The following is a 22,820-nucleotide window of genomic DNA, read 5'->3' on the forward strand; positions in this document are numbered from 1 at the left end:
AGGTTAATGGTTTCAGGCTTAGCGTGCCGCTTTGGCGCGCACCACTTGGTAATTACGGCGGAAATACTGCACCGGTACACTCCACACGTGGACCAGGCGGCTGAATGGGAACAGCAGGAACAGTGTCATGCCAAGCAGAATGTGCAGCTTGTAGATAATGTTCACGTCAGCAATGGCCGCAGCGGCGGAGCTGCCATCGAAAGTGACGATGGACTGGGCCCAGGCCATCAGCTTGAGCATCTCTGCACCGTCCATGTGGCCTGAGGATACCGGGATGCTGATCAATCCGAGGATTAATTGGGCGTAGAGCATCAGCAATATGGTCACATCCATCTTGGTGCTGGAGGCTCGCACCCGCGGGTTGGTGAGGCGGCGCTTGACCAGAATAGTGAGACCGATAAAGCAGATCACCCCAAAGAAACCACCGACACCCATAGCCATCATCTGCTTGGTGGAAGCTTCAATGCCGAGGAAATGCCACACCGCCTTGGGAGTCAGCAGGCCGACAAAGTGGCCCGCCAGGATGGCGATTACGCCGATATGGAACAGGTAACTGCCAATACGCAGTTGCTTGCGCTCCAATAGCTGGCTGGAACCGGTGCGCCAAGTGTATTGGTCGCGGTCATAGCGGATCAGGCTACCCACCAAAAATACCGTGAGGGCGACGAACGGATAGATGGCAAAGAGCAGCGTATTCAGATAGTTCATCTTGTTACTCCTGTAGTGCAGGCTGGGCGGAATTCTGCGCGGCATCAGCCCAGGTGAGGGGCTGGCTGTCGCGCAACTGCGCTGTACTGGGCCGCGAGTTTGACTGGTCGCACTGGTTGGTACCGGTAAAACTCACCACTTCCTCCTCCCAGATTTTGTCCAGCGCTTCGGGGGTATCGTCGCGCTCTTCATTGGCAACCTCCTCCTTGAGCGCGGCCAGGTCTACAAAAACCCCGGCCATCTGCAAGAGCGCATCCATTAACAGGTGATAGGGGCTCTCTCGCTTGGATAAGCGCGCACTCAGCAGTGCGATCACATGAGTGATATCGTGCACCCAGCCATAGGCTTCCTCGCCTTGGGTAGCGCAAAACTCCAGGTAGGTGGGCAAGTAGTCCGGTAGTTCCCGCTCACTCAGTTCCAGTCCGGCACTGCGGTAGCGGGCCATCAGATCGACCATGGCCTGGCCGCGATCGCGGGATTCACCGTGCACATGCTCGAAAATATGCAGGGACACAGCACGCCCCCGCTCAAACAGGCCGTCGTATTCACTCTGCCAATCGAGCGCGTCCATACGCTCGTAGTGGGAAATGAACAGCAACAGCAGGTCGCGCAAGGACGCATCCAGGTCGTCAGATTCCGCCACCCAGTTGGTCAGCTGATCCAGATTGGCTACCAGCTCATCGGACGGGTAATCCAGTAGGCGGGCAATCAGATTTAACACTTTCATCAGTTTTCTCCCCTCGGCCTCAGTCGATGACTTTGGCCGGGATTACTTCGCGCACCGCGTGCTGCTTGCCACCGAAGATATTGGTGCTGTCGTTGCCGGTGCCGCAACCATTGCCAAAGCTAAAGCCGCAGGAGGATTTCATGTCGTAGGCGTTCTCTGCATAGGCCTTGTGGCTGGAGGGCACTACGAAGCGATCCTCATAGTTGGCCAGAGCCATATAGCGGTACATCTCTTCCACCTGGGCCACGGTCAGTCCCGTCTCTTCCAGCAATTCGCGCTCTTGTACCCCATCTACATGGATACCGCGCATATAAGCGCGCATCACGATCATGCGTTCCAGGGCACGGGCCACCGGTTTCTCATCACCAGCGGTCAGCATATTGGCCAGGTACTTGAGGGGAATGCGCAGAGTGGAGAGATCCGGAATCTCAGCGCCACGGCCTACGGTAACGGTTTCCACTTGGCCAGCTTGTACCGCGTTCTGTATCGGTGACAGCGGCGGCACATACCAAACCATGGGCAGGGTGCGGTACTCAGGGTGCAGCGGCAGGGCGATCTGCCAGTCGATGGCCATCTTGTAAACCGGGGATTTCTGCGCAGCTTCAAGCCAGGCTTCCGGAATACCTTCGGCGCGCGCGGCCTCCTGCACCTTGGGGTCGCTGGGGTCGAGGAAGATATCGCACTGGGCCTGGTAAAGGGCTTTTTCATCCTCTATCGCTGCCGCTTCCTCAATGCGGTCTGCGTCGTACAGCAACACACCGAGGTAGCGGATACGGCCTACACAGGTCTCGGAGCAGACAGTGGGCTGGCCCGCCTCGATACGTGGGTAGCAGAAGATACATTTTTCAGATTTACCGGTTTTCCAGTTGTAATAAATCTTCTTGTAGGGGCAGGCGGACACACACATGCGCCAACCGCGGCACTTGTCCTGGTCGATCAGGACGATGCCGTCTTCCTCGCGCTTATAGATAGCGCCGCTGGGACAAGAGGCCACACAGGCGGGGTTGAGGCAGTGCTCGCACAAGCGAGGCAGGTACATCATAAAGGTGTTTTCAAATTCACCGTAGATGTCGGCCTGCACCTGCTCGAAGTTCTTATCCTTCTTGCGCTTTTCAAATTCAGTGCCGAGGATTTCCTCCCAGTTGGGGCCCCATTCGATCTTCTCCATGCGCTCGCCACTGATCAGTGAGCGCGGGCGGGCCACCGGCTGGTGCTTCTGATCCGGCGCCTTGTGCAGGGTCTGGTAGTCGAAGTCAAACGGTTCGTAGTAGTCGTCAATCTCCGGCATATCCGGGTTGCCGAAAATATTTGCCAGCACGCGGTGGCGGCTGCCGATCTTCGGCTGCAGTTTGCCGTTGTTCTTGCGTATCCAGCCGCCGTTCCACTTATCCTGATTCTCCCACTCTTTGGGATAGCCAACGCCGGGTTTGGTCTCGACGTTGTTGAACCAGGCATATTCGACCCCCTCACGGGAGGTCCACACATTTTTACAGGTCACTGAGCAGGTGTGACAGCCGATACATTTATCGAGGTTCAGCACCATACCTATCTGGGCTCTAACTTTCATTGCTACACCTCCTCACGTGCCGGCGCTTTAACATCTTCGCCGTCCAGCCAGTCAACCTTGTTCATTTTTCTTACCACCACGAACTCGTCGCGGTTACAGCCCACGGTTCCGTAGTAGTTAAAGCCGTAGGACTGCTGCGCGTAGCCACCGATCATATGGGTTGGCTTCATCACCGCACGGGTCACTGAGTTGTGAATACCGCCACGAGTGCCGGTAGTTTCCGCGCCCGGCGTATTCACGATGCGCTCCTGGGCGTGATACATCATGGCCATGCCGTCGGGCACCCGTTGGGATACCACTGCGCGGGCAGCAATGGCGCCGTTGACGTTGAAAATCTCAATCCAGTCGTTGTCCTCGATGCCCGCCAACTTGGCGTCGTTCTCACTCATCCACACAATGGGGCCACCGCGGGACAGGGTGAGCATCAGCAGGTTGTCGGAGTAGGTGCTGTGAATACCCCACTTCTGGTGCGGAGTGATCCAGTTCAGCAGGATCTCCTTGTTACCATTGGATTTCTGGTTGAGTACCGGCTGTACGGTTTTCAGGTTGATCGGCGGCTTGTACACACACAGGTTTTCGCCGAAATCACGCATCCACTCGTGATCCTGATAGAACTGCTGACGGCCGGTCACGGTACGCCAGGGGATCAACTCATGCACATTGGTGTAACCGGCGTTGTAGCTCACATGCTCATCTTCCAGGCCAGACCAGGTGGGTGAAGAGATGATCTTGCGCGGCTGCGCAACGATGTCGTTAAAACGAATCTTCTCGTCTTCTTTAGGCTTGGCCAGATGGGTGTGATCCCGTCCAGTAGCCTTGCCCAGCGCTTCCCATGCCTTCACTGCCACCTGGCCGTTGGTTTCCGGTGCCAGTGACAGGATCATCTCTGCGGCATCCACCGCGCTGTCGATACGTGCGCGGCCATCGCGTGCGGAATCTTCGGTCCAGGTGCGGTTGAGCTTCTTGAGGAAGTCCACTTCATCATCAGTGTTCCAGCTGATGCCCTTGCCGCCGTTGCCGAGTTTTTCCAGCAGCGGACCTATGGAGGTAAAGCGGTTGTAGGTGTTGGGATAATCGCGCTCCACTTCGATCATGCTCGGCGCAGTAACACCGGGGATCAGGTCGCACTCGCCTTTCCACCAAGCATTCACGCCAAATGGCTGGGCAATCTCTCCCGGGGTATCGTGATGGATCGGCAGGGTCACCAGATCTTTTTCCACGCCAAGGTGCCCGTCGGTCAGCTCGGAGAATTTCTTTGCTACACCTTTGAAGATTTCCCAGTCGCTGCGCGCTTCCCAGGCCGGGTCCACTGCCTTGGTGAGCGGGTGGATAAAGGGGTGCATATCGGAGGTGTTGAGGTCGTCTTTCTCATACCAGGTAGCGGTCGGCAGCACTATGTCGGAGTAGAGACAGGTGGTGGACATACGGAAGTCCAATGTCACCAGCAGATCTACTTTGCCCTCGCTGGGCGCGTCGTGCCAGGCTACATCTTCCGGCTTCTTGCCGCCGGCCTCACCCAGATCCTTACCCATCAGACCGTGTTTGGTGCCGAGCAGGTGGCGCAGCATGTACTCATGGCCCTTACCAGAGGAACCGAGCAGGTTGGAGCGCCAGATAAACATATTGCGCGGGTAGTTCTGCGGGTTATCCGGGTCCTGGTTGGCGAATTTGAGGGCGCCGCGCTTGAGCTGCTGCACGGTGTAGTCTTTGGTAGACATACCTGCGGCGGCAGCATCTTTGGTCAGCTGCAGCGGGTTCATTCCCAACTGAGGTGCGGACGGCAACCAGCCCATGCGCTCGGCGCGGCTGTTGTAGTCGATAATGGAAGCCTGCCACTTGCTCTTGTCGGCCAGTGGCGACACCACTTCGTCCATCTCCAGCTTCTCGTAACGCCACTGGTTGGCGTGGTTATAGAAGAAGGAGGTGCCGTTCATATGGCGCGGTGGACGCTGCCAATCGAGTGCAAAGGCAAGCGGGGTCCAGCCGGTCTGCGGGCGCAGCTTCTCCTGACCCACGTAGTGAGCCCAGCCACCGCCACTTTGGCCAATACAGCCGCACATCATCAGCATGTTGATGAGGCCGCGGTAGTTCATGTCCATGTGATACCAGTGGTTGAGCGCAGCGCCCACAATCACCATGGAACGTCCGCGGGTCTTGTCGGCGGTGTTGGCGAACTCGCGCGCCACCTGAATCACATTTTCCGGGCGACAACCGGTGACCTTTTCCTGCCAAGCAGGGGTATACGGCTTGTCTTCGTCGTAGCTTTGCGCACAGTTGGGGTCATTAAGGCCGTGCTCAACACCGTAGTTGGCCAGAGTCAGGTCATAGACGCTGGCTACCTTGAGAATCTCGCCGTCTTTGTTTTGCACGAATTTCACCGGCACCTTGTAGTCGATCACTTCACTGTGATCGGTGTGCTGGAAGTAGTCGTGTTCGTGACTCTGGCCACCAAAATAGGGGAAGGCTACCTGTGCAATCTCATCGGCGCAGTCTTTAAGGCTCAGCTTCAGCTCCACCTCTTCGCCGTTGCGGCCATCGCGCTGCTCGATATTCCACTTGCCCTGTTCGCCCCAGCGATAACCCACGGAACCCTGCGGGGAAACCAGCTGGCCATCGTGGTTAATGGCGATAGTCTTCCACTCGGGATTGTTATCCTGGCCGAGGTTATCGGCTAAGTCAGAGGCGCGCAGGAAGCGGCCCTGTACCAGCTTGCCATCGCGCTCTTCCAGGGTCACCAGCATCGGCATATCGGTGGTGGTGCGCACATATTCGGTGAAGTAGGCGCTGGGTTTCTCAACGTGGAATTCCTTCAGGATCACGTGGCCGAAGGCCATGGCCAGGGCCGCATCGGTACCCTGACGTGGAGCCAGCCAGGTATCGCCAAACTTGGAACACTCCGAATAGTCAGAGGTAATCACACAGGTCTTGGCACCCTTGTAGCGCACTTCGCTGAGGAAGTGGGCATCCGGGGTACGGGTCTGCGGCACATTGGAGCCCCACACGATCAGGTAGTTGGAGTTGTACCAGTCGGCGGACTCGGGCACGTCGGTCTGCTCGCCCCAGATCTGCGGTGAGGCGGGCGGCAGGTCGCAGTACCAGTCATAGAAGCTCAGGCAGTTACCACCAATCAAGGAGAGGTAGCGTGCGCCAGCAGCGTAGGACACCATGGACATGGCGGGGATTGGCGAGAAGCCGGAGACCCGGTCGGGGCCGTACTTCTTGGCGGTATAGACGTTAGCGGCGGCGATCAGCTCATTGGCTTCGTCCCACTTGATACGTACAAAGCCGCCCATACCACGACGCTCTTTGTAGGATTTCGCCTTGGCTGGGTCCTCTACAATGCTCGCCCAGGCCTCCACCGGATCACTGTGCTGAAGCTTGGCCTCGCGCCACAGTTTTACCAGGCGTTTGCGGATCTTCGGGTACTTGAGGCGGTTCGCCGAGTACATGTACCAGGAATAACTGGCACCACGCGGACAGCCGCGGGGTTCATGGTTGGGCAGATCCGGGCGGGTGCGCGGATAGTCGGTCTGCTGGGTCTCCCAGGTGACCAGCCCGTCTTTAACATAGATCTTCCAGCTACAGGAGCCGGTGCAGTTCACCCCGTGGGTGGAGCGTACAATCTTGTCGAACTGCCAGCGGCGGCGGTAGCCATCTTCCCAGCTCCGGTCGTCGTTGGTCTTCTCTCCGTGTCCTTTGGAGAAAGGTTCCTTTTGTTTCTTCAGGTATTTCAGTCGGTCCAGGAAATGGCTCATGCGGTACTCCAGGGCATCGGCATGCGGTTAAAGCATCGGTTTTGCGGGAATATAAAAGTGTGTCTTGTGGGGATCACCTGACCAAAAAGGGGTAGAAAAGCGTCGAACTACCCCTGAATGGGTAGGAAAAAAGGGGCAGCCTATGGCGAGAATTGCGTGAAAGCCCCGGAGTGGCTGGGCCTCCACTCAAAAGACGAGCAGCAGGTTGAATTTTGTGCAAAACTAGCGTTCTTTGGTGGTACTCCCAAATTTGAGCGCCAATCGGCGGCACAATACGGGCATGCCACCCGCAGCCGCCCGCAGGGGAAGTGAACCAGATATGCTGAACCGAATCCGACAGTCCATCGTCTACCGCATCGGTATCCTGATGCTGCTCACTGTGCTCGTGGCCCTCAGTTCCATGGTCGCCTCCTACGTAATCTCTGACGCTGCCGAAAACGATGCCGCTGCAGTGAATCTGGCTGGCTCCCTGCGCGCCATGAGTTACCGTCTTTCGGCCACCGCGCCCTCCGGCGATATTGCAGCCACCAGGGCGCTTGAGAACGAGGTTACCGAGCGCCTGCAGCGGGTGCTCAGTATTTCGGACTTCAGTGCCAGCGACAATCTGCGTGCCGCGCACAATTATCGCAAAGTGATGGACAGCTGGGAGGAGGAAATCCGCCCTCTGCTGGAATCCATTACCTCTGGCCGCTCCTCCATGGATTCGCTGCAACTGGCCACCCGCCTGGAACCCTTTATTTACGACGTGGACACTCTGGTATTCGACTACCAAACCATCGCTGAAGAAAAAATCAGCCTGCTGCGCCTAGTACAGCTGGGCTCGCTGTTCGCCATAGTAGTGTTGGTGTACCTGTCGCTATATATCTTGCACCGCTCTGTGGAGCAGCCCCTCAAGCAACTCACCAACCGCTCACTGAGCATCGCCCAGGGTAACTTTAAACAAAACCGCCTGGAGATCGACAGCGACGATGAACTGGGAGTCCTGGCACGCACTATTAATTACATGAGTGACGAGATCCACGCGACTCACCGGGACCTGGCCCACCGCGTGGAACTGAAAACCGCCCAGTTACAGAAGAGCCACAAAGCGCTGGACTTTCAATACCGCCTGGCGCGACGTATCAGTGAGGGGCCTTTAACCGGGGCCGAACTGGGTCAGTGGCTCGGTGAGTTCGCCAATGTTGCCGATATCAGCAATCTGGACCTTTGCCTGATGACTCCAGAGGGTGAGCTCCCATACGAGCACCTGGTGCAAGGCCTTGGCAATGCCCTGTGCCACAGCAGCGAGTGCCGCACCTGTGTGAGTACCTGCGGGCCCTCTGATGAAGAACAGCAGCGTGTGTACCGATTCCCACTGGAAGTGGATAAGCGCAATTACGGCGTACTCACCTGCACCCTACCCCGAGGTGAAAGCCTAAACGACGAACAACAACAGCGCCTGGCCACCTTTGCCGACAGTGTCACTGCGGCCATTGCCATCAATGAGCGCGAGGCACAGGAGCGCCGTGTGGCCCTGCTGGATGAACGCGCGATTATCGCGCGGGAGCTTCACGACTCCCTGGCCCAGTCCCTCTCCTACCTGAAAATCCAGGTCACCCGCCTGAACCGGACCAACCGCAGCGAGCAGGTGGACAAAACCAAAGTCAAGGAAATTATCACCGAGTTGAAGGAGGGCCTGGACTCCTCCTACCGGCAGCTGCGCGAGCTGCTCACCACCTTCCGCCTACAAATAGGCCCCGGCGGTCTGCGCAATATCCTTGAGCAGTCAATCCTCGCCTACCGCGAGCAGCACCCGCAGATCACAATCCTGCTGGACTACCAGTTGGACGAGGTTCCCCTCAGCCCCCACGAGGAGATTCACCTGTTGCAGTTGGTACGCGAGGCCTCGCAAAACGCAGTTTACCACTCACAGGGAGACATGGTGCAAATCGGTATGACCCAAACCGACAACCACTCCGTCAGCGTCCATATCCGCGACAACGGTATCGGCATCAGCAGCTCACCGGAAAAACGCAATCATTTCGGCATGTCCATCATGCAGGAGCGCGCCAGCAACCTGAACGGCAAGCTGCATATCTGTCGGCGTGAAGAGGGCGGCACAGAGGTGCAGTTCAGCTTTGTGCCCCAGTACGCGCGCGAGCGCGAGCTGGTCTGGCGCGATGCGGTATAGCTCGGCCGGGCACTTTCCTCCAACCCATACGTTCAGGCAACGCGGGTCTGGTATAAGGATTTAAAGGTCCCAGGCCGGGGCATAACTGGGGTTTATCAGGTGCTCGCCACGCTCCAGTGCCTTGATCTGCTGGACGTCATCGGAAGTGAGCCGCAGCGAAGCGGCAGCGAGATTACTCTGCAGATGGGCACGCTTGGTGGATGATGGAATGGTGATAATCCCGCGCGCCAGGCTCCAGGCAATCACCACTTCAGCAATGCTGGCCCGGTGTTTTTGTGCAATCTGGCCCAGCACCTTATCTTCCACCACCTTGCCTTTAGCCAGCGGCATATAACCGGTCACTGGAATGCCAAGGCTTTGGCAATGATCCACAACCACATCGTTCTGCAGGTAGGGGTGCACCTCCACTTGGTTAGTGGCAATCTGCCCAGCCCCCAGCTGCGCCACTGCTTGGTCCAGCTGGGCATTGGTAAAATTAGAGACACCAATCGCTCTCGCCAAACCAGCCTGTTTGGCTGCAGACAACTGCTCCAGATACTCAACCATCGGTGTGCCATCCTCACCGGCGGGCCAGTGAATCAGCAGCAGGTCCACATACTCTGTGCGCAGCTTTTGCAGGCTCTCCCGCACACTGGGAAGGAAACGCGCTCGTCCCAGGTTTTCCAGCCACACCTTGGTGGTCAAAAATATTTCCCTACGCTCTAGGCCGCTCCCGGCAACGGCCTTGCCCACATCCGCCTCATTGCCGTATATCTGCGCGGTATCAATGTGTCTAAATCCCAGCTCAAATGCGATCCGCACCGACTGGACAACCTGTTTACCTTCCAGCCGTGCGGTACCGACTCCCAACATTGGAATCTGCTTCATCGGGTTTTCCAATTAACCTGTATTGATAGTACCGGGCTGCCGCCAAGGGTAAATGACCCTGACACAGCAACCCGTACGTATTTAAAGCTGATCAAACTGACCTAAAAATAAGTATGGTCGCGGCGATTAAATTTTGTGGATAAAAGGGTCGAAGCAAATGTACTAGAAAAGAATACACTGCGCTCGGGACTGTATGAGGCATGGATGCCGATTACGAGCTTACGGGGATGTATTCACAGCGCGTCGCAAGTGCAGTGTATTCTTCCCTTCTGACCCAGTAGTAATACCCATATTAAAAACGGCAATATTCATTTCCGAAGCCATATCCACCGCCTCGGAGAGAGAAGTTTTTCTGTAAGCTGCACCGCCTGGACCGCAGATCAATCACATTTCCAAAAGCAAAAGCGCCACAAAACAATACAGTGGGTACCGCAGCCCCAGGGCTGGCAGCATTAAAAGCAAGGGCAAGTAGAACAATAGTCTAAGTGGCAAAAATGCGATTCGGCGCCGGCAGCGGTTTGCACTCTTAGAATAGGTGCCCTCCCCGGATATTCCCCGCCACCAACCATATTCCATATACCAGTATTATCAGGCGCAGGCGAACGACCGAGAAACCGCTCTCCTCCGGTAAAATCCAGGATACATAGTGAAAGCGGTAAAGGTATCCCCGCAGCCAACTGTTTTGATGGCGCCTACCAAAGGCAAGCGCAATAGTGTCAGCATTCTGGATAAATAAATGGTCAACTTCAATCCATAGAAACTGGTACGGTTGGTTTACTCCCATACTAGTGCTTATCACCACGTATCTTTACTTTCGGGATTATCCCAACGAGTATTTTTGTTGTGAGTAACCCAGCACTTCATCCACAGCCTGCCGTAACCCCGAGTACCCACAAAAGTTAGGAAAAATGTAATCCAGTAAAAAAACAGAATTTTTCCAGGAAATTATTAAACACTATCGCTCCGCAGACATTTATAGGAGTGACTGCTCCACATATTATTTGGTTTAAACCTCACCTTTTGGCACAATCTAGACCTCACTTTGTACAGGAATGTGCAGCTCTTATTTAAATGGAATTTACTAATCCAAATAGCAACATGAAAAACCTAACAGTCTCTGCCTTCGTGCTTCTTTTGTCCCTGCTTACCGCCTGTGGCGGCGGCAGTTCGGGCAGTTCTGGTACTGAAGAACCTCCAGCCGCACCAACCCAACCAGATCCAGACCCAGATCCAGACCCAGATCCAGATCCAGAGCCAGAGCCAGAGCCAGAGCCAGAGCCAGAGCCAGAGCCTCCTGCCGCACCAGACCAGCCGCAGAATTTCAGCTTGAGCCTGGAAGCGATCAAACTCTTCCGGTTTAACTGGGATGCTGTCGAGGGAGCCGAATACTACCGGCTTCAGGAAAATCCAGACGGTATTTCCGGGTTTAGCCAAGTCGGAGAGGATATCCCCCAAGGTTCCGAGAGCTATGCCCTGGAAGTGCCACTCTATGCCAGAATCAACGCCCAATACTTATTACAGGCCTGTAATTCGGAAGGATGTTCAGATTCCAAAATTCTCCCGGTTGACGGTACGCTCGTTGACAGCATCGGCTATTTCAAGGCCAGTAATACCGATAGATTGGATCAATTCGGTACATCCATCAGTCTCAGTGGTGACGGCAGTACCCTTGCCATAGGGGCGCCTAACGAGAGCAGTAATGCCACAGGTATTGATGGCGACCAGAGCAATAACGACGCGGTGAACTCTGGCGCCGTGTATGTGTTCGCCCGCACCGATACCACTTGGGCTCAGCAGGCCTATATCAAGGCCAGCAATACCGGTGGAGGGGATTACTTCGGCTTTTCTGTCAGCCTCAGCGGTGACGGCAATACCCTCGCGGTTGGGGCAGTTTTAGAGAAGAGTAATGCCACAGGCATTGATGGCGACCAGAGCAATAACGGCGCGGTGAACTCTGGCGCCGTGTATGTGTTCGCCCGCACCGATACCACTTGGGCTCAGCAGGCCTATATCAAGGCCAGCAATACCGGTGGAGAGGATTACTTCGGCTATTCTGTCAGCCTCAGCAATGACGGCAATACCCTCGCGGTGGGGGCATCTAAAGAAAGCAGTAATGCCACAGGCATCAATGGCGACCAGAGCAATAATGATGCTATTGAATCTGGCGCCGTGTATGTGTTCGCCCGCGCCGATACCACCTGGGCGCAGCAGGCTTATATCAAGGCCAGCAATACCGGTGGGGAGGATGAATTCGGCTATTCTGTCAGCCTCAGCGGTGACGGCAACACTCTCGCCGTGGGGGCATATTGGGAGGACAGTAATGCCACAGGCATCGATGGAAACCAGAGCAATAATGATGCTATTGAATCTGGCGCCGTGTATGTGTTCGCCCGCGCCGATACCATCTGGGCCCAGCAGGCCTATATCAAGGCCAGCAATACCGGTGGAGGGGATGAATTCGGCTATTCTGTCAGCCTCAGCGGTGACGGCGATAGCCTCGCCGTGGGGGCATATTACGAGGACAGTAATGCCATAGGCATCAATGGCGACCAGAGCAATAATGATGCTATTAAATCTGGCGCCGTGTATGTGTTCGCCCGCGGCAATACCATCTGGGCCCAGCAGGCCTATATCAAGGCCAGCAATACCGAAGAATCGGATCGCTTCGGTAAATCCATCAGCCTCAGCGGTGACGGCAATACCCTCGCCATAGGGGCAAATTTAGAGGAGAGTAATGCCACAGGCATTGATGGCGACCAGAGCAATAACTATGAACGGCTTTCCGGCGCTGTGTATATGTTTGCCCGCGCCGATACCACCTGGGCTCAGCAGGCCTATATTAAGGCCAGCAATACCGGTAAAAACGATTCTTTCGGCTCATCTGTCAGCCTCAGCGATGACAGCAATACCCTTGCCATAGGGGCACCTCGAGAGGGCAGTAATGCCAAAGGTATTAATGGTGACCAGAGCAATAATGATATGCTGTATCCCGGCGCCGTGTATGTTTACTGATTAACAGTAAACATACGCTTCATTTTATTAGTCTCATATCCATCATTACAGCCGACCGGACAGCTTAGAGGATTTCCCCAGCGTAAGCTGGGGCATCGTCCGGCAGCCTGATCGCAACCGATAGAATCACACTCGCCAACTTCACCGCCAAAGGTTGTTTTGGTTGTGCGAGTGTCTCTTTTAGTGGCTTGAAGACAGCCTCTATCTCTGCGCCCAGCGCTGTAAAATTTATTTATATAAATTGCTTAACGCTGTTATCGAACCAGCCTGCAGAGAAGATATCAAAGGCATCCAGGATAAATTTTCCTATATAACTTGCCCAGAAGAATCTGGGTAACATCTATCTCAATCACTAATTAGTTTCTTTAATACCGCTAAATAATCTTGATGTTTTTACTCTCTAGTCAAGCAGTTGGTCGCAGTTTCACCTGATCGGTAGGCACGCCCTCAGGACCGCCAGATACTGAATTTTTATCGATGCGTGTATCGATTTTTCCCAGCGATTCCAGTTCTTTTAACTGCAGTAACACAGGATTGTGATCCATCATCTCGGCAGTGTTATGCTGGGAGCGCACAGCCTGGGGCTCTTCATGGCGCTTTATTAAATTCGCTTCAGATTCTTTTTGCGCTTCCACTATCTGACTAAGAATCATCTTCATATTACCGGGTAAAATAATATCTTTCACTTCTACGCTGATAACCTCGATACCATATTCCGCCAATTTCTTACGAATACCAGTCGCAATAACAATATTCAGACGATCTTTATCCGCCAACAAGCTATCGAGTGTCTGGGTGCCCACCGCTTCGCGTAGGTGTAGTTGTAACCCCCGGTAAATAAAACTTTTGTAGTCGCCGAATTTTAACGCTACTCGCTGTGGATCAGTAATCTTGATAGTGCCTCTCAGGTTAATGCGCAAGCTAACCCGATCCTTGGTAAGAATTTCCTGGCCACTCACATCAATAGTTTGCAGGCGCATATCTATCAGTTTCACTGTAATAGAACGATTATATTTCCAGAAGCCATAACGACCCGGCTGTAGAGTCTGTTCCAATTTGCCGTTTACAACCAAAAGGCCCACATGTTCATCGGGAATTTTGTTATAGCTAACCGCCTGGGCGGCGATACGCATCTGCCCGATCTTCACCCCACGACCAAGCAGGCCCAATATATTCTCATCAATCGTATATTCCTTTGAGATATCCACAATACCTACACGCACGGTTTCACCACCTTTCCACACCGCACGATAAGTACCGGGAGGAAGGATATCCACCAGGTGGCCGTCCCGATAGAAAAGGCCTACCTGCTGATCAGACAGCTCGTAGGACTGCAAATATTCACCTAGTATTTCACCGTAAGTATTCAGCAAAAATTTTGCCTTGATCGCATCAAAAACCACTTCGGTAATATCATAGGTCTCCACCCGCACATCACCGGAAAGCCGCCAGATACGGTGACGTCCCGGAGGTAATACCCTTTCAAAACGACTGCGGCGAAACAAAAGCGCACGCTCGTTATCTGCCACATCCACAATTTTCCATATTTTAAAGAGAGATTTCATTTTTCCGATCTCTTATCTTTTTTATTCCTTTTGGGTGGAGCCCACCCGGTTACAGGGTAGTCCTACGCTTGTACAACGTGGAAGTAGAATACAGCGGTTTTAAACCATTTTCCTTCTGCCCATCTTGGGCAACACAGCCACTATCCCTGATCAAAACAAATTAGGTACTACTGACTCAGAAGGAAAGAATACACTGCACTCGCGACGCGCTGTGAATACATCCCTGTAGGCTCGTAATCGGCATCCATGCCTCATACGGTCCCGAGCGCAGTGCATTCTTTCCTTCCCCCTTTTTAGTAAAAAACTTGTAACCTGCTCACACGAAGCAAATCCACGAGAGTCGATACTGTCACCGGCATACCTTTGAGTTTGGCAGTCGGTGTATACCAACAACCAAAACCAGAAGGCACAGCAGGCCCCGGATAGATTTCAACAAAGAAGGCTTCTTTGCGGGGATTCGAACCCCAGGCTCCCGCCTTTCCCTAAGGTCGCTTTCCAGGCGACGTGACTTTGAGAGGAATTGAACCTGTAACTAACCGATAAAACGGTTGCACTACCAAGTGAGCGACACAGTGGGCACACCTGCGGCCAGCGGCGGTGGTGCCAGGCCGGTATACAAAACCGGCTCCGCTGACTGGAACAAAAACACTCAAACTTGTTTGCGGAGAATGGACTCCTGTGATTCCATCTTCCGGCATCCCTTTAACATTCCCGGTCTTTCCTTCAGGCGGCCTAATCCCGTACCGGCTCTGAGTCACCCTTTGACGCAGACCACCTGTTTGAGGGTGTAAACGATTTCCACCAGGTCTTTCTGTGCTGCCATAACCTTTTCAATAGGTTTGTAGGCCGATGGGGTTTCGTCGATCACACCCTCGTCTTTACGGCACTCCACATCGGCAGTTGCCGCGCGGTGCTCCTCCAGGGAGACCTGTTTTTTTGCCTTGGTGCGCGACATCACCCGCCCGGCACCATGGCTACAACTGCAGAAGCTTTCCTCATTCCCAAGCCCCCGCACAATAAAAGATTTGGCCCCCATACTTCCGGGAATAATGCCCATTTCATCAACACGCGCTCTTACAGCCCCCTTGCGCGTCACCAGTACATCCCTGCCGTAGTGATGCTCGCGGGAAACGTAATTGTGATGGCAGTTCACCGCCTCCATGCGCGCCTCGAAATCCGTGCCCAGCGCCTGCTTCACCGCACCGATAGTACGCGCCATCATTACCTCGCGATTGATGCAAGCAAACTCCTGGGCCCATTCCACCGCCTGCACATAGTCATCAAAATGCTCTGTGCCTTCAGGGAAATACGCCAAGTCACTATCCGGCAGATGGATATGCCAAAGCTCCATATCCCGTTTAGCCTTCTCAATAAAATAGGTGCCGATACGATTACCTACACCACGGGAACCGCTGTGCAACATCAGCCACACGCTACCCTGCTCATCCAGGCACATCTCAATAAAGTGATTGCCGGTACCAAGCGTTCCCAAGTGATTAATATTGTTAGTGTTTTTTAAAACTGGATGCTTCTCTTTGAGCAGCTCAAACTGCGCTGCCAACGGTGCCCAACCAGCGAGTGCATCATCCGGCGGATTCTCCCAGGCGCCCTTATCTCGCCTTCTCTTGCCACGAAAGCCGCCAGTACGGCCGTGGGGCACTGCGCGCTCAATGGCACTGCGTACCCCGGCCAGGTTATCCGGCAACTGTGGCGCAGAAAGGCTGGTGCGCACCGCCATCATGCCGCAGCCGATATCCACACCCACAGCAGCGGGGATCACCGCACCCAAGGTAGGTACAACACTACCAATAGTGGCGCCTTTGCCGAGATGTACATCGGGCATTGCCGCCACCCATTTGTGGATAAATGGCATCTGCGAAATATTTCTGAGCTGCGCCCTGGCCTCTTCTTCAAATGGCACACCCAGAGTCCAGGACTTGATGGGGACACCGCCTTCCTGCATCACTTCATACGGCAATGGTTTCATCTCTCGCTCCTTTTGAAATCTTGCAAAACCGCGTTATCAATTCATGCGTTTCGTTTGCTATTGATATAGCGAATAGGGTGCCAACTTTTGTAAAAGTTATTGGGTTTTCCCTAACCTATTGTTTTTAAATGAAATTTAATTTCACCCAGAGCTTTCAGCTGGCTTTAACGAGTTACAAAGCATTAACTTATCTATCTTTTTTGATAGCTATTTAATATTTTAGATAGCTATTTAATATTTTAGATAGCATGAAAACAGTAGCTATTAGTATTCTCGGTACCACTAAAGACCGGCGCGGCAAAGGCGACAAACGCTGGGACAAATGGCGGCCCAATATTTCCATGTGTCAGCACGATGATCTGCTTATCGATCGGCTGGAACTCCTGTTCGACAACCACTCAAAAGGCCTGGCCGACCAGGTCACAAAGGACATTGCGCAAATCTCTCCAGAGACAGAAGTAGTTCATCACCGAGTCAACTTCGGCGATCCCTGAGACTTTGAAAGCGTCTATAGCAACCTGCTGGATTTTGCCCGCGGTTACGTATTCAAGCCGGATCAGGAGCAATACCTGGTGCATATCACTACCGGTACCCATGTGGCCCAGATCTGCCTCTACCTGCTAACGGAGGCCGGATATTTCCCCGGGTGCCTGCTGCAAACATCCCCGGCACGAAAGCACAGCAACCTGCCAGGTGAGTACCAAATCATCGATTTGGATCTATCCAAATACGACCAGATCGCCTCGCGCTTCCAGCGGGAACACCAGGAGGGCACCACCTATCTGAAAGGTGGCATTGAGACCAACAACCTCGCCTTCAACCAGATGATCAAGCAGTTGGAGCAGGTCTCCATTCGTTCCGATGCGCCCATCCTGATTACAGGGCCGACGGGGGCTGGCAAACCGCAACTGGCCCAGCGAGTCTATGAGTTGCGCAAGCAGCGCGGAAAATTGGAGGGGGGCTTGGTAGCAGTGAACTGCGCCACCCTGCGCGGCGAGAATGCCATGTCCGCCCTGTTCGGGCACCGCAAAGGCGCCTTTACCGGCGCCACCACACACCGCTCTGGACTGTTAATGGAGGCTGATAAGGGCCTGCTTTTTCTGGACGAGATCGGCGAGTTGGGATTGGACGAGCAAGCGATGCTGCTGCGCGCTATAGAGCACAAGCGCTTTATGCCTTTTGGCTCAGACAAAGAAGTGAGCAGTCACTTTCAGCTGATCGCAGGCACCAACCGGGATCTTGTGCAACTCAGCCACGAAGACAAGTTTCGCGCAGACCTGCTGGCCCGTATCGACCTGTGGACCTACCGCCTGCCCTCCCTGCGGGAGCGTATTGAAGACTTGGAACCCAATATCGATTTTGAGCTGGAGGCGTTTTCCAGAAAGTCCGGCCACCTGGTGAGTTTCAATAAAGTGGCACGGGAGAGGTACCTCAACTTTGGCCGCTCGGCAGAGGCCAGCTGGTCCGCCAATTTTCGCGACCTTAACGCCAGTATCCTGCGTATGAGTACTCTCGCTGCTGGTGGGCGCATCACGTCGCAGGTGGTAGAAGAAGAAATCCAACGGCTGCAAGTCAAGTGGCGAGCCCTTAAAGACGAATCATTACTACCCCTCGCGCGTATCAAAGCACTACTGGGCCCCGACAGTATTGAACAGATGGATTACTACGAGCAGATCAAACTGGCGGGGCTGATTCAGGTGTGTGAAGAGTCCAGCTCCATGGCGGAGGCCGGACGCAAACTCTTCCAAGTGAGCCGCACTACAAAAAAGTCCAATAACGATTCTCACCGGGTACGCCAGCTACTGGAAAAATACGGGCTTAAGTTCGAGCAACTGAATCAAGCCTAGAGCCCTGTTGGCACCATTTTGTTAATCTCACTCCAGAGCATCAATGATGGATCATGGAATGAGATACGCCTACTTAACCCCGCTTTTTCTTCTTCTCAGCGCCTGCGAGCCAACACAGTTTGCAGGCGGCACCGCCCTGCCAGATGGTTCCGTATACAAAGGTGACTTACAAAATGGCCTTTTCCATGGTCAGGGCCAGTTGCAATGGCCCGATGGCAATCACTATCGCGGGGATTTTCACAATGGCCGCATTAGCGGCCAGGGACTACTTACCAAAGCGGATGGCTGTACTTACGAGGGTGAATTCCTCAATGGAGAACCACATGGCGAAGGCCGCTATACCTGTGGTGAAGATGAATGGTCGGGTCATTTCAGTGAAGGGGAGCTACAAAAAGGCACAGCAAAATGGGATGGTGGAGAAACTTATAGTGGTGAGTTTCTGGATTACGGTCCACACGGTGAAGGTGAGCTGACCACTGAAGATGGCAGTCAATATAAAGGCACTTTTGAACAGGGAATGTTTCTACGCGGAAGCTACTCAGATATCGAGGGCTACAACTACAAAGGCGACTTTGAATACGGTTATTACTCTGGCGCTGGTGAATTGACCCAACCTGATGGGACCACTATTCGCGCCAACTTCCGCTACGGAGAGGCGGATGGAGAAGGCCAGCGTGTGAGCATTGATGGCGAGGGAAATACTATTGAGGAGTCCGGCTATTTTGCTAAGGGTATCTACTTTCCCAGTGAGGCGGCCTGGCGCATACAACAAGAAATTCCTGCAGCCCAGGCGGAAACACGCCTTTACAGCGAGAGTGATCGCTTACAAAGTGCTATTGATGCACTGGCACCGCAGAGGCCTGGTGTACGCGATGTGTACACGCTGTTAGTAGGCGGTGATGGCACCTCTCCGGTATTTGCCAGGGAATTGGATTGGGTGTCAGAACGCCTTGATAAGGCCTTTGGTATTGATGAGCGTGTACTGCGCCTCAGTAACGGTGGCGGCTACAGTTTTCCTCTCGCCACCCGCACCAGTATCCAAGAAAGTCTCAATGCCCTGGATCAGTTACTGGACCCACAGGAAGACCTACTGTTAGTGCACCTTGTCAGCCACGGTGCACGCAATGGCGACTTAACAATTGCTGAGGGTAAAATGCCACTAAAGGATCTCTCTGTGGCAGACGGAAAAAAATGGCTGGATAACCTTAATGTAAGGTACCAGTGGATAGTGATTTCAGCCTGCTATTCCGGCCAGTGGATTAAGCCTTTGAGCACCCCAAATCGTATCGTATTTACCTCCGCCGCCGATAACAGAACCTCTTTTGGTTGCAGCGATGACTCCCACCGCACCTGGTTCAGTTCTGCACTCTATGGCGATGCTCTACAGCAGGGAATAAAAGACCCCAAGGTTTGGTTTAGCACGGCGAATAAAAAGGTCACTGAAATGGAAAAGGAACAGGGGATAGAAAAAGATTCTCATTCCCTACCACAGCATTCCATTGGGGAAAATTTCCTAACATGGTGGAAAAAAACAAAGAAGGCTATTGAAAGTTAAGTCTTAGCAACAAGCGAAAGGAGGTACTCTCTTGGAGTTCGCAAGTTTCTCTATTGAATTATTGTCTATTTTGTTTTTTATTGCCGTAATAGCCGGCCTACTCGATACATTGGCAGGTGGTGGCGGCCTGGTAACAGTACCGGTCTTAATTCTGAGTGGTGTACCGCCCTTAACAGCCCTAAGCACCAATTAATTGCAAGGCAGTATCGGTACAGCAACTGCAACTTATATGATGATTAAGAGCAGTAAAATAAGCTGGAGTGGGATTAAGAGCTTAATGCTACCGGCTTTTATTGGTGCGGCTATTGGAACAATAGCAGTACAATTTATTAACACTGACATCTTGTCATTTATAATTCCTGTAGTGCTTTTATTTATTGCCGTTTATTTCCTAATTTCCCCGTCATTGACTCAGAATAATGAAGAACCAAAATTATCCAGCAGAAAATATAAATATGGGGTAATTCCATTGATTGGGTACTACGATGGCATGTTCGGACCTGGAACAGGGTCATTTTTTACCTTGTCAGGTATTGCTTGCAGAGGACAAGATTTATTGACATCCACTGCGATGGCAAAACCTCTTAACTTCTCTACCAATATAGCTTCTTTAATTATATTTTTACTTGCCGGACATGTTGCGTGGATAGTAGGCATCCTAATGATGATTGGACAAATCATAGGTGCGTGGATAGGATCACACTGCCTATTTAAAATTAATCCTACCTACCTGAGAGGAGTCGTCGTTCTTATGTGTAGCGGGATGCTAATAAAGTACGCCCATTCTATGGGATGGATAGACTTTATCTGAAAACAAGCTGTCTATTAGCTTGTATAGAAAATTTGCCAGAAGCGCGCCTGCTTTCTCATTTGCAATCCCGCTCTAGCGATTGAGAGCGGGATTGCGAAACGATATTTTAAGAAGATTTCTGCTCCTCTATAAAACCTTGCATCTGCTCTTCCAACATGGAGAGAGGTAAGGCTCCATTTTTTAACAGCGCATCGTGGAAGGCACGCAAGTCAAACTGATCACCAAGCTCTTTTTCCGCCTGTGCACGCAGCTGGCGGATCTTAATTTCTCCCATTTTGTAAGAGAGGGCTTGGCCCGGCCAGGAAATATAGCGGTCCACTTCTGCACGCACATTCGCGGGAGAAAGCGAAGTATTGCTGGAAAGAAAATCGAGCGCTTGCTGGCGGGTCCAGCCTTGGGAGTGGATGCCGGTATCAATTACCAGGCGTGCCGCACGCCACATTTCATAGCTAAGGCGCCCAAAATGCTCATAAGGCGTAGTGTACAGGCCCATTTCCTTGCCGAGACGCTCTGAGTAAAGTGCCCAACCCTCGCCAAAAGCACTCAAGTAAAGATTCCGTCGGAAGTCCGGCACATTTTCAAGCTCCTGGGACAGGGCATTTTGTAGATGGTGGCCTGGCACCGCCTCATGCAAGGTCAAGGCGGGCAACTCGTACAGAGGGCGCTGGTCCAAGCCGTAAGTATTCAACCAGTAGGCCCCGCCGCGGGTACCACCAATGGCGGCGGGATTATAGGAAGCGGTCGTGTAGTTGGGCGCGATCTCGCTAGGTACCGGAACCACTCCGTAGGGAGTGCGTGGCAGCAGGTTAAAGAACTCGGGCAACAGATAATCGATGCGCTTGGAGATATAGGCGGTCTCTTTAAGCAACTCTTCCGGTGTCTTGGCATAGAACTGCGGGTCGGTGCGCAGGAAATGGGTAAACTCCTCAAAAGTACCTTCAAAGTCGGACTCCTTAATCAGTTCCTCCATCTCCGCACGGATACGCTTCACTTCAGCGAGGCCAGTGCGATGGATCTCTGCCGGGTCCATATCCAGGGTCACATAGTTGCGGATATTGTGGCGATAATAGTCACTGCCTCCGCGCATTTTCTCAGCGCCAATGGTTTCGCTGGCAGCTTTGAGGTATTCCCCCTCTAGGAAGTTCGCCACTCGGGCAAAGGCTGGAATGGCCACCTGTTCAATTGCCCCTTTCCCGGCATCGCGTAAGCGTTGCTGCTCTGCAGAGGGAATTGATCTAGGCATATCAACAAAAGGTTTGTACAAGCTGCTCTTGGTGGGATCCTTATAAACTTGAGCTCGCACGGTGGGGGCTATGCCCTGCACCACTATTTTGGGCAAGACAAAACCTGTGCGAACTCCTTCACGCATATTGGCAATATTCTCATCGAAGTAGCGGCCAAAGTCCCGGATGCGGGCGATATAGTCCTCATAATCGCCAACACGGGTCATCGCCAGGCCACTATTGGCATCCAGGGCCGCACTATAAAAACTGTAGAAAGTATTGAGGGGTACCCGCTCCAGGAACAATCCATTGGCTTCGATAGAGTTTTTCAATACCCAGGCGAGTAACTCGCGATTGACCCTATCCGAATCGCTCAATTCATTGGCATCCACCGCTTGCAGACGCCGGAGCAATTCCTCTTCGGCTTTCAGTCGGCGCGCCCTGTCCTCAGCAGCCACCCCCGGTAATTGGCGATTATAGTCCGATACCCCCATACGACCCGCAGTAATCGGGTCCTCACGTAGACTGTATTGCCAGTGCTCTTCGATTACCTCTTGTAGTTGCTCTGCCGCTGTTGACGCCCAAGACATAGAAGGCAGAATACTAATAGCCAGGATAAAAGCAGATGTATGCTTAAGATATTTAGCGAGGGCCTTGCCGATTTTCACTTCGCTCTCCGTTGTTGTCTTCCAATTCTTGATCGAGTTATCTGACAACCTTAACACGGGTGGGGGTAGAAAATGATTGGTTTCTCTAGCCAGATATGATTCTGAGGATGCCTGGAAAACTTCCAGGTTATCAAATGGTACAGAGCCTAGACACACTCCACTTTGCCATATGCTTAGATATTATATTCTTTGATACGCTTACCATTTAGGATTTTGCGCTACCCAAATAGCTCTCAACGAAAAAATCAACTTGATAAGCTGTTCATAAGGATTATCAAATAAATAATTTTCAGCGGGGCATAAGGACATGAAGACGTAGCTCAACACAATTCACCTGCCAACCATACTCCTTTTAATA

14 protein-coding genes and 1 pseudogene are annotated in these 22,820 nt (G+C 53.1%); 7 read left to right on the forward strand and 8 right to left on the reverse strand.

What is annotated here, in order from left to right; genetic code table 11:
* Window positions 1–18 precede the first annotated feature (18 nt).
* The 4 genes from narI to ACCI49_RS01485 are packed head-to-tail and all read right to left on the reverse strand — an operon-like array spanning window position 19 to window position 6,757.
* Window positions 19–753 (reverse strand): respiratory nitrate reductase subunit gamma, encoded by a 735-nt coding sequence (gene narI, locus ACCI49_RS01470; RefSeq protein ID WP_371837195.1) that lies wholly within the window; start codon window positions 751–753, stop codon window positions 19–21.
* Window positions 713–1,435, reverse strand: a complete 723-nt coding sequence (narJ, locus tag ACCI49_RS01475) for a nitrate reductase molybdenum cofactor assembly chaperone (RefSeq protein ID WP_371837196.1) — start codon at window positions 1,433–1,435, stop codon at window positions 713–715. Before narJ ends, narI begins: the two co-directional genes overlap by 41 nt.
* Window positions 1,436–1,454: 19 nt before the next feature.
* Entirely contained in the window at window positions 1,455–3,002 is a 1,548-nt protein-coding gene (narH, locus tag ACCI49_RS01480; RefSeq protein WP_371837197.1) for a nitrate reductase subunit beta, read from the reverse strand.
* A gap of 2 nt (window positions 3,003–3,004) precedes the next feature.
* Window positions 3,005–6,757, reverse strand: coding sequence for a nitrate reductase subunit alpha (locus ACCI49_RS01485; protein WP_371837198.1), 3,753 nt, complete (start codon window positions 6,755–6,757; stop codon window positions 3,005–3,007).
* Between the two features lie 117 nt (window positions 6,758–6,874).
* Here ACCI49_RS01485 and ACCI49_RS01490 point away from each other — a divergent pair, with 117 nt between their 5' ends.
* Window positions 6,875–7,069 (forward strand): hypothetical protein, encoded by a 195-nt coding sequence (locus ACCI49_RS01490; protein ID WP_371837199.1) that lies wholly within the window; start codon window positions 6,875–6,877, stop codon window positions 7,067–7,069.
* A gap of 7 nt (window positions 7,070–7,076) precedes the next feature.
* Window positions 7,077–8,927 (forward strand): histidine kinase, encoded by a 1,851-nt coding sequence (locus tag ACCI49_RS01495; protein WP_371837200.1) that lies wholly within the window; start codon window positions 7,077–7,079, stop codon window positions 8,925–8,927.
* Between the two features lie 60 nt (window positions 8,928–8,987).
* Here the strand turns inward: ACCI49_RS01495 and dkgB are convergent, their stop codons facing one another.
* Complete coding sequence (gene dkgB / locus ACCI49_RS01500; protein WP_371837201.1) at window positions 8,988–9,794, reverse strand: 2,5-didehydrogluconate reductase DkgB; 807 nt, start codon at window positions 9,792–9,794, stop codon at window positions 8,988–8,990.
* 1,071 nt (window positions 9,795–10,865) lie between these two features.
* Here dkgB and ACCI49_RS01505 point away from each other — a divergent pair.
* Window positions 10,866–12,806, forward strand: a complete 1,941-nt coding sequence (locus ACCI49_RS01505) for an FG-GAP repeat protein (protein ID WP_371837202.1) — start codon at window positions 10,866–10,868, stop codon at window positions 12,804–12,806.
* Between the two features lie 404 nt (window positions 12,807–13,210).
* Here the strand turns inward: ACCI49_RS01505 and ACCI49_RS01510 are convergent, their stop codons facing one another.
* Together ACCI49_RS01510 and ACCI49_RS01515 are read right to left on the reverse strand one after the other, a co-directional pair.
* Entirely contained in the window at window positions 13,211–14,371 is a 1,161-nt protein-coding gene (locus ACCI49_RS01510; protein WP_371837203.1) for a slipin family protein, read from the reverse strand.
* Window positions 14,372–15,125: 754 nt separating this feature from the next.
* Window positions 15,126–16,358 carry an RtcB family protein gene (locus ACCI49_RS01515; protein WP_371837204.1) on the reverse strand — a complete coding sequence of 411 codons (1,233 nt, stop codon included), beginning with the start codon at window positions 16,356–16,358 and terminating at the stop codon, window positions 15,126–15,128.
* A 248-nt stretch (window positions 16,359–16,606) separates the two neighbouring features.
* Here ACCI49_RS01515 and rtcR point away from each other — a divergent pair.
* The 4 genes and pseudogenes from rtcR to ACCI49_RS01535 all read left to right on the forward strand — a co-directional run bounded on the left by rtcR (window position 16,607) and on the right by ACCI49_RS01535 (window position 20,571).
* Window positions 16,607–18,205 (forward strand): annotated as a pseudogene (rtcR, locus tag ACCI49_RS01520) (RNA repair transcriptional activator RtcR).
* Between the two features lie 58 nt (window positions 18,206–18,263).
* On the forward strand, window positions 18,264–19,760 hold the full coding sequence (locus tag ACCI49_RS01525; protein WP_371837205.1) for a C13 family peptidase: 1,497 nt from the start codon (window positions 18,264–18,266) through the stop codon (window positions 19,758–19,760).
* Between the two features lie 31 nt (window positions 19,761–19,791).
* Window positions 19,792–19,953, forward strand: a complete 162-nt coding sequence (locus tag ACCI49_RS01530) for a hypothetical protein (RefSeq protein WP_371837206.1) — start codon at window positions 19,792–19,794, stop codon at window positions 19,951–19,953.
* Complete coding sequence (locus tag ACCI49_RS01535) at window positions 19,954–20,571, forward strand: TSUP family transporter (protein ID WP_371837207.1); 618 nt, start codon at window positions 19,954–19,956, stop codon at window positions 20,569–20,571.
* 106 nt (window positions 20,572–20,677) lie between these two features.
* Here ACCI49_RS01535 and ACCI49_RS01540 read toward each other — a convergent pair whose 3' ends face one another.
* Entirely contained in the window at window positions 20,678–22,462 is a 1,785-nt protein-coding gene (locus ACCI49_RS01540; RefSeq protein WP_371837208.1) for a DUF885 domain-containing protein, read from the reverse strand.
* Between the last annotated feature and the right edge of the window lie 358 nt (window positions 22,463–22,820).

It is taken from the genome of Microbulbifer epialgicus, from assembly GCF_041447265.1.
In the GTDB taxonomy this organism is placed as follows: domain Bacteria; phylum Pseudomonadota; class Gammaproteobacteria; order Pseudomonadales; family Cellvibrionaceae; genus Microbulbifer; species Microbulbifer epialgicus.

Bases quoted from the DNA above. Each gene is read 5' to 3' on its own strand.
- narI (WP_371837195.1), bottom strand. From the start codon at position 753: ATGCCGCGCAGAATTCCGCCCAGCCTGCACTACAGGAGTAACAAGATG.
- narJ (WP_371837196.1), bottom strand. From the start codon at position 1,435: ATGAAAGTGTTAAATCTGATTGCCCGCCTACTGGATTACCCGTCCGAT.
- narH (WP_371837197.1), bottom strand. From the start codon at position 3,002: ATGAAAGTTAGAGCCCAGATAGGTATGGTGCTGAACCTCGATAAATGT.
- ACCI49_RS01485 (WP_371837198.1), bottom strand. From the start codon at position 6,757: ATGAGCCATTTCCTGGACCGACTGAAATACCTGAAGAAACAAAAGGAA.
- ACCI49_RS01490 (WP_371837199.1), top strand. From the start codon at position 6,875: ATGGGTAGGAAAAAAGGGGCAGCCTATGGCGAGAATTGCGTGAAAGCC.
- ACCI49_RS01495 (WP_371837200.1), top strand. From the start codon at position 7,077: ATGCTGAACCGAATCCGACAGTCCATCGTCTACCGCATCGGTATCCTG.
- dkgB (WP_371837201.1), bottom strand. From the start codon at position 9,794: ATGAAGCAGATTCCAATGTTGGGAGTCGGTACCGCACGGCTGGAAGGT.
- ACCI49_RS01505 (WP_371837202.1), top strand. From the start codon at position 10,866: ATGGAATTTACTAATCCAAATAGCAACATGAAAAACCTAACAGTCTCT.
- ACCI49_RS01510 (WP_371837203.1), bottom strand. From the start codon at position 14,371: ATGAAATCTCTCTTTAAAATATGGAAAATTGTGGATGTGGCAGATAAC.
- ACCI49_RS01515 (WP_371837204.1), bottom strand. From the start codon at position 16,358: ATGAAACCATTGCCGTATGAAGTGATGCAGGAAGGCGGTGTCCCCATC.
- ACCI49_RS01525 (WP_371837205.1), top strand. From the start codon at position 18,264: ATGAGATACGCCTACTTAACCCCGCTTTTTCTTCTTCTCAGCGCCTGC.